This is a genomic window from Bacteroides sp. MSB163 (assembly GCF_036416795.1).
Lineage (GTDB): Bacteria > Bacteroidota > Bacteroidia > Bacteroidales > Bacteroidaceae > Bacteroides > Bacteroides maternus.
The window spans coordinates 614,443-627,509 of the sequence record NZ_CP143867.1 but is presented as its reverse complement, the minus strand read 5'-3'; the positions used below and the strand labels follow the sequence as shown (position 1 = coordinate 627,509).

The window sequence follows — 13,067 nt, the reverse complement described above, 5'->3', positions numbered from 1 at the left end:
ATTAATCATGAAAAAAGTATCAATAATATTGTCTGGGTTGAAGAAGACGTTGTTCGCAACAGCTATCTCTTCCTTCCTTTTAAGTATGACTTCGTGTCAGGATTGGCTTGATATGCCATCCTACACAGACCCTGACTCCGAAACGGTGTTTCAAGATGAGGATATGGCGGAATTGTTTATTCTGGGTTGTTATCGTGGTTTGATTCATCAGGAAATGTATTACCATTTAGGTATGGGTGAGACTGTGATGCACTCCAGTGAAGACGGTTCTACTAATAATTCAAAATATAGAATTTGTAATTATAGTTATGATCCAATGGTACCTGCTACAGTGACTACAATCTTCAAAGAGGGGTATCGTATCATTGAGTCTACCAATCTTGCAATTTCTAAATTGAAGAAGATGAGTGAAACTACTAAACGTAATGCTCTATTAGGTGAAGCTCTTTCTATTCGTGCTTTTTGTTATTTGAACTTAATACGTATTTATGGTGATGTTCCGGCAGTATGGACTCCGATGGAAGAACTGGATCCGAATGATGAAAATACATTCTATCCTAAACGTTCATCACGTGATGAAATATATGATCAGATAATTGCAGATTTGCAGCAAGCTAAAGATTGGGTACCTTGGTTCAAGGAAAGTGGATACGCCACAGCGGAACGTTTGTCTAAGCAAGGTGTTTATGCTCTGCTGGCTCGTACAGCTCTTTATGCAGGTGGTTACTCATTACGTTGGAATCTGCAGACGAATGACCCTGCCAGTTTGAAATTGGCACGCCGTGATGATGAAGCACGCGTTCGTGAACTTTATCAGATTGCTAACGATGCTTGTAAAGCTATTATCGATAAGAACGAAAATTCTTTAATTCAAGCGCAAAGTGGCATGAGTGGATTCCAATATTTGTGGTACAACTTCTGTCAGCGTAATTTCACTGCCACAGATGCTGAAATGATTTGGGATTTGGCACAATATGGTCCGAATACAAACTCTAATTTTGGGGTTTTGGCGCAACCGGGATCTCGTGGTGGTACTTATGGTTCACGTAAAGCTATGCAGTTTATGCTACCAACGTATTATTTGTCGTTTGATGATAATGACACGCGTCGTGACGTTACTTGTACATCTTATAGTATCTACTTCTTGAATAAAGGTGCAGCGGATGATACATTTGTTGATGTAGGTACTACTTACTCTTGCATTATGCACGGAAAATTCCGTATTCCTTGGTGCGTGGAGCCGCAAGAGGCTGCAAAGCGTAACTTAAACATTCCTGTAATGCGTTATGCCGATGTATTATTGATGTATGCTGAAACTCAAAACTATCTGAATAACGGTCCTACACAAGCTGCTAAAGATGCTTTGAAGCAAGTGCGTGACCGTGCCGGAGTAGGTGCGCTTTCCATACCATCTGATCAACAAGCTTTTGAAGATGCTTTACTCCAGGAACGTAAATGGGAGTTTGCTGGCGAGTTTATGCTTCGTACGGATATGATTCGTATGAATCGCTTGTCCGAACAACTGGAAGAAGCTAAGAAGGATATGAAAGATCTTTCTAAGCGAGAAGGCAAGTATGCTAATATGCCGATTTACCGTTTGTATAAGTTCCAGGTAGATGGACAGCAGTATGGTGATAAATTCCTTGCTTTGGATTATATTGACTTGACAGATGAGGCTGAAATTGTAGTTATAAAAGAGATTCCGACAGAACAAGGAAAATATAATGAATATCAAGCGAAGTTAGCCGAAATTGTGAGAGCTCATGGAGTTGTGGTAGAAGATGGAGACAAATGGTATCCGACTAATATGTTTGAAGCTTATACAAGTACATTCAATGGCAATGCACGTAAAGCTGTCGGTTTTACCGGTGGATTTAATGCTTTGCAAATTGGTGCCATCATTTATAAAAATCCTACAGGCTATGCCGAAAACGGTGGTAAATTCCCTAATTGGATTGAAGCTTCTGATGGAAGTGACGGTTTGTACTATGGTTTCCAAAAGAACTGCTGCGAATTGTTACCTTTTGCTGCAAAGGATCCCGGACATCCGATGGTAGATAACCCGAATCTGACTCAGCATCCGGCTTACGCCAAATAATCTTGCTTCATTCTGAAAGCAGATAATACATAGCCTTAAATTTGCATAAAACAAATATTTATAGATTTTTTATGTGGGTTTAAGGCTATCTTTTTAATTCAATTATTTATTCCTAAAATGTCTATTATTAAAAGATAGGCTTTTGTCCGTCCGGACAGAGGCATGGATTCTTATTGCTTTTAGCGAACAACAAATGTTTACCTGTATAAATCAACCTAAAATGAAAACTACTCTATTAAACTTCTTTAAGAGTGCCGGAGTTTTACTCCTTATTGCAACGTTTGGAATGAGTTGCAGCGATAATGATATTGAGATTGTTTTGAAGAAAGGTACCGACGGCCCTTTTCCCGACTATGGTAAAGTTCTGGCTTTTCCCGGTGCGGAAGGTTATGGGGCTAATGCTACCGGTGGTCGTGGCGGAGAAATATATCATGTGACGACTTTGGAAGATAATGATGAAGAAGGCTCATTACGTTCTGCCGTGAGTAAGCCCGACCGTATTATTGTGTTTGATGTAGCGGGCGTAATCCATCTGAAAGAGGCGCTTGTATTCTCTAAAAATCTGACTGTTGCAGCTCAGACTGCTCCCGGAGATGGTATTGTGCTTTATGGCAATCGTGTATCGTTTACCGGGGCTAGCAATCTTATTTGTCGTCATTTGCGCATCCGTATGGGAATAGAAGGTCCTGATGGAAAAGATGCTGCCGGAATAGCAAATGGTGAGAATATGATTTTTGACCATCTATCTGTTACCTGGGGGCGTGACGAAAACTTCTCTATCAATTGGGATAGTAAAGGGACATTTCCACGCAATATCACTATTCAGAATTCAATTCTTGGCCAGGGACTGCAAAATCATTCCTGTGGAGGGCTGATTCAGACTGATACCGAATCAGGTATCACCCTTTTTCGCAATCTTTATACTGATAATAAAACACGTAATCCGAAAGTGAAAGGTTTGAATCAGTTTGTGAACAATGTGGTTTATAACTGGGGAAGTGGTGCCGCTTATAATATGGGTGGTGATTCGTCCGGCCAGTCGGAAACAACTATTGAGGATAACTACTTTATTGTAGGTCCTGTAGACAACTGGCAGAATGTAAGACAAGAAGATAACTCTATTAAGGTGGAAAAAGTTCCGATGAGTCCTACTCCGCCGTTTCTGGGAGGCAATGCCGACTTTAGAACTTATTATAAAGGAAATTATTATGATAATGATAAAGGTGGTTCGCTTAATGGCTTTGAATTGACACAAAGCAACTGGACTGAGTATTGTAAAGGAGAGCCGACCTTCCTGAGTGCACCTTCTGACAAACATCCTGTTATTAGCCAGCAAACATCTGCAACGGAGGCCTATCATTGGATTGTGAAATATGTAGGTGCCAGCCTTCCGGTTCGTGACGAAGTAGACCAATATCTGATTGATGAGTTGACTTCATTGGGTAAAAAGGGAACGATTATTCAGAATGAACAAGATGTACAGCAGTTTTCATTGGGAGGTATAGGCACTATTCAAAACGGAGAGAAACCTTTGGATAGCGACAATGACGGCATACCCGATGAATTTGAAGACAAATATGGTTTGGATAAGAATGATCCCTCTGATGCTGCAAAGATAGCAAATAACGGTTATACGAATATCGAAAACTATATCTTTACACTTGATGCTAAACTTAATAATTAACTCTTAAACATAAGGAGAAGAAACAGTATGAAAACACTGATAAAATATCTCGTTGCTGCATTAGTGGTAATTATGGTTAGTTGTGACGATACCGAACAATTAATTTATGAACAGCCCAATTCGTTTACTTTGACCCTTAATCAGGAAGATGAATTGAAGGTAGAAATCCAGACTGGAGAAAAAATAGGCATCAATGGAACGGAATACTCTGTATTGTCGAATGCATGCGTTAGTATGTACGTTGTTCCTGTTGCCAATCAATATCTGATTTATTATCCTGCTAATGCCCAATTTTCGGGCAATAATCTGGATTATTCTTTACCGACAGTTCAGACTTATACACAAGGTGCGATAGACCAGTCCGCTTGTCCGCTTTATTGCCTGACAGATAATGACGGGTTGAATAATATGCAAATGAATGCAGTCTGTGGAGGATTGAAACTGATAGTTCCGGCTAATGAAGATTTTGCGTCTCTTACCTCCGTCACTTTTGAGTCTAAGAATGATATACTCACAGGAGATATAAGTTTGGATACAATGACGGGGCAGGTTACTTTCCGGGAGAATACTTCGAAGACACTTGTGCTGAAAGGTGATATAAACATATCCGAAGGACAGGAGTTATATCTTGCTCTTCCGCCAATGGCATTGAGTAGCGCGTTGGATATAACTTTGGTTTCTCCCAAAGGAATGGGGACTTGCTCTGTAGACTTGAACGGAAAGAGCATTGAACGCGGTAAAGTACTTTCTGTTGCTTTAGAGAGCATTGAATGGGTATCGGTGACCAATTATTATGGTAAGGCCAACTCAATCATGGTGGCTCCCGGTACAACTTCAGTAACCGTTGATTGTACTCCTTACTATACTACCAGTCTGAAGTACACTTATGAGAATCATGCTTCGGACGATAGCAGATTAGCTCGTTCTGCCAAATTACTTTGGAATGATGTTTCTACCGATTTTATAAGCAATGTGTCATTATCTTCCGACCGTAAATCTTTCACAGCTACTTTGAATGGGCAACCAGGTAATGCGGTTGTCGCTATTTATGATATGGAAGATCCTGATGCAGAGGATGCTATTATCCTTTGGTCTTATCATATTTGGATTACTGATGTTGTAGATCAACCTTTCGGAGTAAATAGCAAAGGCAATAGTTATACAGTTATGGATCGTAATCTGGGTGCTGTTTCTGCTACTCCGGGTGATGCGGGATCCATAGGGTTACTTTATCAATGGGGGCGTAAAGACCCGTTTGTAACAACCAGTGAAATAGGAAAGAATACTGAAGCTGAGATGTATGACCAGAGTGGGGTAGTTAGCCTGAAAATAGAAAGTGGTAGTGAAGAAAGAGGTACGGTGGCCTATTCTGTCCAGAATCCGGCTACATATATTAAGTATTCACGTTCCAAGAGCAATGTTTCCGCCCCACCTTACTATTATTCATATGACTGGCTCTATTGGGGTGATAATGCTCTCTGGGGAAATCCCGAAGGATATGATTATCCGTCAGTTGCTTCAATTCAGAAATCTGTATACGATCCTTGTCCTGAAGGTTACATGGTTGCACCGCGTGATACATGGTTGAATTCATCTTCTTCTACATCCGGCATTGAGGCGAGTGTTTTTCTCTCTACCTCTAATTGGGATGCAGAGAATTTAGGTTACTCTTTAAATTATAATGGACAGGAGTTGTGGTATCCGCTTGGTGGTTTACGTAATCGTAAAACAGGAAAACTTCAGGATGCGGAGAAATCTGGTTACTATTGGCAAAGTACAGCTTCCGCATCCAATGGGGCAGATGCAAGTTACATGAACGTGGGCAAGGATAAAGTAGATACGGCAGGGAAGAATAGCCGTGCCAATGCTTTCTCCGTGCGTTGTGTAAAAGTAGATTAATTTTATATATAGAAAAACATGAGAGTAAATCAGAGAATATTTTCTTTTAATTCAAGCTTTGGAAGAAGTCTCCTTCTTTTGGTAAATTGTTTGTTTTCCTGTTGGGCATTTGCTCAGAAAGATATATATATTGCACCGCAAGAACAAATAGAGTGGGCTAAACAGTTCTCTGGCGTTAGCGGACCGGGAATGCCTGTAGAGAGAGATGGTCGTGGAGGTTGGAGAAGTGGTACTGAAGGAGTTGTATACTGTGGCAATTATCCCCGTCCGGAATATCAGGAAGGAAATCTCCGGATGTGTACGGGGTCAGCTGTGGAAAAAGGATTGGTACCTCCCATTAAGCCTGCGTGGGAACTGCATTTGCGTGATGGAGTTGTAACTTTGGGTGGCGATGGAAATTACTATCTTACAGGTTCCTCCGGTGATAATATCTGGGCTTGGGCTGAGGGTATAGAACTGTGGAAATCTGCGGATTTGCATAATTGGGAGTATTTAGGTCTGGTTTGGGATATTGATAAGGAAGCGGACGAATGGGTGAAAACATGGCGTAAGCACCCAAAACGTGCAGTTCGTGCTGTTTGGGCACCTGAAATTCATTACATCAAAGGAAATTATTTCATCTGCTTCAGTATGTGTCCGGATGGGATTGGAATATTGAAAAGTAGTACAGGCAAACCGGAAGGGCCTTACGTAAACGCTTTTACTATTGATCGTCCCATTGTTGAGGGAATTGACGCCACTTTATTCGAGGATGAGGATGGTAAAGTATATTTCACATACGGGCAGGCAACTGAGATTGCTCTGTTGAAAGATGATATGAGCGGCCTGGCTGAACCCTTTCGTCGGGTTGTCCTGACTGAACCGGATCATAATCCGGACCATCATGCTAAGAAGTGTGTAGGTCGTGGTATGAATGATCTGGGACATGAGGGTGCGGTACTGTTCAAACGGAATGGGAAATACTATCTGGGAGCGGCTGACAATTATGAAGGAAGATATTCTACTTGTTTGGCAATTTCTGATAATGTTTACGGACCCTATCAAAAACGCCATGAATCGATACCTTGCGGTGGTGGCACCGGATTCTTTAAAGATAAAGAAGATAATTGGTGGTGCAGCTATTTCGGCAATGACAGTCAGTCTCATTTTCGGGAGAAAGTAGGCTTTGTTCGTGCAAGTTTCACCGCTGATGGTCTGGTTTATCCGGCGAAGGAACAGCCTTTTGTTGGTGAGAAAGATCGGGAACTTTGGGAACAGAAATGGACAGAAGTATGGAACAAAGAATAAATTGAGGTTTATAAAAGGTTAGTGAGTAAAGAAGGCGGTAGCTCTGTGGAGTTTATCGCCTCTTTTTTATGAAATTACCGGATGCTAGAGACCATAAAGTAATAGAAGAAAATCTAATATATTCTCCAAATGTAATGGCTATATTGACAGCAGTGGCTAATGCAACGGATAAGTGATCTCAATAACTGAATGGTATAAATATCTTGCCTTTATTCTATGGTAAACAGATGAATGCGGACAATCATCTGCTATATTGGAAATTTTCCGGTAAGCAATGTGCGGAACGTAAGAGTGACTGGAAAGTAGTTATTATTAAAAAGGATACTCCTTTGGAATTGTATATATAAAGAGGATATGACCGAATCTGTAAATCTGACTGATAAATATCCTGAAATGGTGATTACATTTGAGAAATGAAAAAACACGTGTACCTACTCTTAACTGGTCGTTACTTGGTTAGTTCTGATTTTTCTTGGGAACTAACTTTTTCAATAAAGTATGTATGCTTCAATACATCTTTTATTATCGCATTTTTAGTTTGGTTATATGTATGAATCATTAAGAATACTGGTACGAATATTGTCTTTTTGTCTAAAAAATAAGCCTTTTTATTAAGGAAAGTCAAAAGAGAAAGTGTTTCAGTCAAAATATATATAATGTAAGTTGGCTGTATATTTTATTTTTGCAGCCGGAATAATGTGTACGATAACGGTAGCGTATTCTATTAATCTTAAATTTATTTATTAATCAATTATATTAATAATCTATGAGAATCTTACACACAAAAATGTGCTTATTAATGCTTCTATTGATAGGCTGTCCTTTAGGTATCTTTGCCCAGAACAAGACGCTTTCCGGTACGGTTCGCGATGCGATTGATGTGGTGATTGGAGCTTCTGTAACGGTGAAAGGTGACAAATCCATTGGTACTATTACTGATATGGATGGTAATTTTAAACTCTCTGTACCAGCTTCTGCTAAAGAATTGGTAGTTTCGTTTATTGGTTATGAAGACCAAACTGTAGTCATTGGCAGTAAAACTCATTTTGCCGTTACTCTCAAAGAATCTTCAGTAATGTTGGAAGAAGTCGTTGCTATTGGGTATGCGAAGGTGAAGCGTAAAGAATTGACGGGTTCTTCTGTTTCAGTGGGTAGTAAAGATTTGGCTATTGCTCCTGTGACTACTGCAGCACAAGCATTGGCGGGTAAAGCGGCTGGTGTGAATATCGTACAGCAGAGTGGTGCTCCGGGTGCTGATATCAATATTACGGTACGTGGTGGTACATCTATCACGCAAGGAACAGAACCACTTTATATTGTTGATGGTTTCCAAATGGAAAATGGTTTGCAGAATGTAGATATTAATGATATCGAAACTATTGATGTAATGAAGGATGCTTCTGCAACGGCTATTTATGGTGCTCGTGGTTCCAATGGTGTTATATTGATTACTACGAAATCCGGTAAGGCAGGTAAGACTGAAGTTTCTTATAATGGTTTTGTTAGTTTTGACCGATTAGGTAAGAAACTGGATTTGATGGGAGTTGAAGACTATGTAAAGTATCAGTATGAGTTCCAGTTACTTCGTGGAAATGAAGATAACTTTTCAAGTATTTTCGGCGGTAATATAAATTCTGGTGATTTTTATACCGGTGCATACGGTCGTATTGCTAATGAGTATGGTAATCGTGCCGGTATTGATTGGCAGGATGAGGTGTTCGGTAATACGGGTATCACACAGAATCATAATGTGAATATCAGTGGTGGTAGTGAGAAGACTAAATATATGTTGAGCTACAATTACACTGGCGAGGATGGCATAATGGATAAACATGGTTATCAAAAGAATAGTATCCGTGCTAAGATTAATCATGAATTATGGAAAGGTGTGCGCTTTGACTTTTCTTCTAGCTTGCAAATGACTAAAATTGATGGTGGAGGTTCGCTGGGTGGTACATTGAAACAGACTATTTTGCAGCCGGTAACAGGTGGTGTGAAGTGGACTAATGAACAATTGTTAGGTTCTGATTTAGCTGACCTCTTTTCTGAAATGTATGGTGGTGATAATTATGATGCTAATAATCCAATCATCAATAACCAATCTATTACGAACGAGAAATATACCCGTATGGCAACAGTGAATGCCGGGTTGGAAATAGATATATTGAAAGATTTGACTTTCCGTACTTCCGGGAGTTATATGTGGCAGCAAGTGCGTAAGGATTATTGGGATAATGGTAATACGAAGACAGCTTCTTCCAATCAAAGTCCTTATGGCTATGGGTGTCGCAATAATAGCGAAAAGTTCTCTTGGCAGATTACAAATACATTGAATTATGCATTTAACGTGAAAGAGGTTCATCGTTTTAATGTTTTGCTTGGACAGGAAACTTGGTATCAGGAATCCATGAATTTGGATAATGAATATCGTAAATTCTCAGATGGTAATTTTGGATTGAATGATGTCAGTATGGGTACTCCACAAACATGGAAATCCGGAAAAAGTAGAGTTGGTCTTGTTTCTTTTTTTGGTCGTCTTTCTTATAACTATAGTGATCGTTACTTGTTTACTGGAACGTTACGTGCTGATGGTTCTTCTAAATTTGCTCGTGGCCAACAGTGGGGCTATTTCCCTTCAGCTTCTGCTGCATGGCGTATTTCTGAAGAGGGTTTCATGAAAGATTTTGATTTCTTCCAAAATCTGAAATTACGTGTAGGTTATGGAACCTCAGGTAATAATAATGTCGATAATAATATGTATGCTACAGATTATGGCTCAGGTCACTATGGCTATAATGGCAGTGATTACATAACACTGGTACCTGGTACAACACTTGGAAATCCCAAATTGAAGTGGGAAAAGACTACCACTACTAATATTGGTTTGGATATATCGATTCTTAACAGTCGTGTTAATCTGTCAGTAGACTGGTATAATAACGAATCTTCAAATCTATTGATTAAGAATAATATTCCGACTTCTACCGGTTATACCCATCAATTCCAGAATATTGGTTCTATCCGTAATCGTGGTGTAGAATTAGTTTTGAATACCACTAATATCCGTACGAAGGATTTTACCTGGACAATGGATTTCAATATTGCTTTCAACCGTTCAAAAGTATTGGATATTTATGGTGATAGTGAAACTGATAATTTCATAACAGAATATGAATCTCGCATGGGTTTCAAAATTGAAAAAGGAAAACCGTTGGGGCAATTCTTTGGTTTAATTTATGATGGTATTTATACGACGGATGATTTTACACAGAATGCTGATGGTAGCTATACATTGAATGCTGGTGTTCCTTATTTGAAAGGTTCTAATCGTGAAAATGTAAAGCCGGGTGATGCTAAATATAGACCGACGGCGGGTGAGGTAGATGCAGATGGAAATCCGGTATGGGGTACTAATGACCGTACTATGATTGGTAATGCGGCTCCTGATTTTGTAGGAGGTTGGAATAATACGTTTACCTATAAAGGATTTGATTTGACTGTTTTCATGAATTTTGTAGTAGGTAATGATGTGTTCAACATGAGTACTCAGCGCTTTATTGGCCCGTATCTGGCTAATCAGAATACACTTGAAAAAATGAAGAACCGTTTCACATTGATTGATCCTTCAACGGGTAAAGAAAGTTCTGATTTGGCTCGTTTGGCTGCACTGAATCCACACCAATATGATGGCAATGCTTTGTGGAATATTTCAGGGAATAACAAAACTGCCATTAGTGAACGCAGTAGCTATTACTTGGAAGATGGCTCTTATTTACGCTTAAATACGATCACTTTGGGATATACTTTACCAAAGAAATTAGTGCAACGCGCTAAAATCAGTAATGCCCGTGTGTATTGTACCTTGAATAACATTCATACTTTTACCGGTTATACGGGGTATGATCCTGAAGTGTCCGCATCAAGTAGTGCTTTGACACCGGGTATCGATAATTCTTCCTATCCTCGTTCTAAAAGTTGGGTAGTAGGCGTAAACTTAACATTCTAAATTAGACAATGAATATGAAAAAGATAATAAATATTTTAGGTGTATCCGCTGCTATGTTATTGGTTTTTACTTCTTGTGAAGACTGGTTGGATATGCCTTCCGAATCAAAAGCGGATAGTTCCACTGTTTTTGAAACAGTAGGAAGAGCAGAGATGGCTGTGATGGGTGGCTATTCATGGTTACACACTCAAGAATTGGGATATCAATTATTGATGGGTACGGATGAGTCGGCTTCAACAGAGTCTAATTCCAAATACAATGTGGCCAACTATGACTATACCAATACTTCCAGTATGTTAAGTTCTACTTATACTAATATGTATAAGGCTATTGAATATGCCAATGTGTGCGTCAAGAATCTTCCGCAAATGAGTGTCAGTGACAGTGAGAAGAAAAAAGTAGATGCGTTGCTGGGTGAGGCCTTGGCGATAAGGGCTTATGCTTATTGGAATATTGTTCGTTTTTATGGCGATGTACCATACACTAATGTGCCGACAGCAGAATTGGCTACATTTTCTTCTTCGCGCGTCAGTCGTGATATAATTTATGATAATTGTATCGAAGATTTGCAACGTGCCATAGAACTGTTACCTTGGAAAAGTGAAGGTATGGTTGCTACTCCCGAACGTTTTACAAAGAATTCGGCATATGGTATATTGGCTCGTGTTGCGCTCTATGCTGCCGGTTATTCTTTACGTTGGGATCTGAATACGGTACCGTATACTCAGAGTTCTTTAAAGATTGCGCAACGTAGTGATGCTGCTCGCATAAAGGAACTCTATCAGATAGCAGCGGATGCTTGTAAAGCGGTTATAACTAAGGGAGAGAATAAATTGCTGGAAGACTATGACCAGGTTTTCAGGGATTTGGGAAATCAGCAATATAATAATGAGACCATGCTTGAGTATGGTTGGTACAGTACTAATGGGCCGGATGTCCGTACCGGTTATACGAATGGTATACCTACAAGCGGTACCGATAATGAAGGCTTAGGTAAGGGTGGTAGCCAAATGATAGCTATGCCGACATTCTATTTTGAGTTTGAAGAGGACGATCAACGGCGTGATGTTTCGGTATGTAATTATGGACTTAAATTGTCTACCGGTAATAATGCTTACCAAATGAATACTTTTGCAGGTATGGGAGTAGGTAAATATCGCATTAACTGGAAAAAGGTTAGAGGATCTTCTGATAGTAAACGGGATTTTAATTGGCCTATATTGCGTTACTCTGATATCTTGCTAATGTATGCTGAGGCTTTGAATGAACTGAACAACGGTGCCACTTCCGAAGCCAAGAAGGCTGTAGAAGATGTACGCTTGCGTGCATTCAGAAATGATGCTGCCAAAGTGGGGACGATTCCTTCCGACTATGGGGATTTCAGGGATTACATTATACAGGAGCGTAAACTGGAGTTATCCAATGAAGGACTTCGCAAAAGTGATTTGGCTCGTTGGGGTATATTAGTTGATTATCTGACGGCTGAAAAGGAAAAGCTGGTTCAATTGGCCAAGCGTGAGGGCAGATATGCTGATGTGGATGTATATCGTGCTTATAAGCTGGCTTCAACGCCGTCTTTTGCAGATCCGACGATAGCGTTGCCTTACATTTCAATGACTGAACAGGATTTGGTGAATATGGGACTCTCTAAAGATGCATTGACTACTTTGCATACATTAAATTCAGGCTCTAAAGGTGCCTTGAAGACTAACTTCTTTGAAGCGGATGGAAAGGTTTATTTTAAGAAAGAAGATGTGCCCGTTGATGCAAAGAAGGTGGAAGAAGTGGAATATACGATTCTGAACATGTTCAGTGTCAATTCTATTAAACAGAAAGGAAACCTTTGCGTGGAAGATGTTGAGGGACTTTCTGCTAATAATGCATGGATTACGGGTAAGACCGGTGTCTTTTATGGTATGAAAAAGAATATGGTGGAGATACTGCCATTCAATACTACGAATATTATTGATGTGAATCCGGGACTTGCCGGTCAGCAGCATCCGTGTTATTAATAAATGCTTTAAGGTAGGAAAAGGCGGATCTCCTGAGAGAGGTACCGCCTTTTTCTTCAGTAGCATACTTTTATTGAATGA

Annotated in this window: 6 protein-coding genes; all 6 read left to right on the top strand. The window is 39.8% G+C overall.

Features of this window, described 5'->3' with window-relative positions:
• Nucleotides 1-7 precede the first annotated feature (7 nt).
• The 6 genes from VYM24_RS02165 to VYM24_RS02140 all read left to right on the top strand — a co-directional run bounded on the left by VYM24_RS02165 (nt 8) and on the right by VYM24_RS02140 (nt 12,986).
• Entirely contained in the window at nt 8-2,098 is a 2,091-nt protein-coding gene (locus VYM24_RS02165; protein WP_330941347.1) for a RagB/SusD family nutrient uptake outer membrane protein, read from the top strand.
• A gap of 286 nt (nt 2,099-2,384) precedes the next feature.
• Nucleotides 2,385-3,782 carry a pectate lyase family protein gene (locus tag VYM24_RS02160; protein ID WP_425286650.1) on the top strand — a complete coding sequence of 466 codons (1,398 nt, stop codon included), beginning with the start codon at nt 2,385-2,387 and terminating at the stop codon, nt 3,780-3,782.
• A gap of 27 nt (nt 3,783-3,809) precedes the next feature.
• The gene (locus VYM24_RS02155; RefSeq protein WP_330941346.1) at nt 3,810-5,681 is read left to right on the top strand and encodes a fibrobacter succinogenes major paralogous domain-containing protein; all 1,872 of its coding nucleotides are present in this window, start codon (nt 3,810-3,812) and stop codon (nt 5,679-5,681) included.
• A 78-nt stretch (nt 5,682-5,759) separates the two neighbouring features.
• A complete protein-coding gene (locus tag VYM24_RS02150) occupies nt 5,760-6,968 on the top strand; it encodes a family 43 glycosylhydrolase (protein WP_330941345.1) in 1,209 nt (402 codons plus the stop codon).
• Nucleotides 6,969-7,767: 799 nt separating this feature from the next.
• Nucleotides 7,768-10,974, top strand: a complete 3,207-nt coding sequence (locus VYM24_RS02145; protein WP_330941344.1) for a SusC/RagA family TonB-linked outer membrane protein — start codon at nt 7,768-7,770, stop codon at nt 10,972-10,974.
• Between the two features lie 14 nt (nt 10,975-10,988).
• Nucleotides 10,989-12,986, top strand: a complete 1,998-nt coding sequence (locus VYM24_RS02140) for a RagB/SusD family nutrient uptake outer membrane protein (RefSeq protein WP_291550207.1) — start codon at nt 10,989-10,991, stop codon at nt 12,984-12,986.
• The last annotated feature ends 81 nt before the right edge of the window (nt 12,987-13,067 follow it).

Excerpts from the sequence above, each read along its gene's own strand:
- VYM24_RS02165 (WP_330941347.1), top strand. The coding sequence starts at position 8 with ATGAAAAAAGTATCAATAATATTGTCTGGGTTGAAGAAGACGTTGTTC.
- VYM24_RS02140 (WP_291550207.1), top strand. The coding sequence starts at position 10,989 with ATGAAAAAGATAATAAATATTTTAGGTGTATCCGCTGCTATGTTATTG.
- VYM24_RS02145 (WP_330941344.1), top strand. The coding sequence starts at position 7,768 with ATGCTTCTATTGATAGGCTGTCCTTTAGGTATCTTTGCCCAGAACAAG.
- VYM24_RS02160 (WP_425286650.1), top strand. The coding sequence starts at position 2,385 with ATGAGTTGCAGCGATAATGATATTGAGATTGTTTTGAAGAAAGGTACC.
- VYM24_RS02155 (WP_330941346.1), top strand. The coding sequence starts at position 3,810 with ATGAAAACACTGATAAAATATCTCGTTGCTGCATTAGTGGTAATTATG.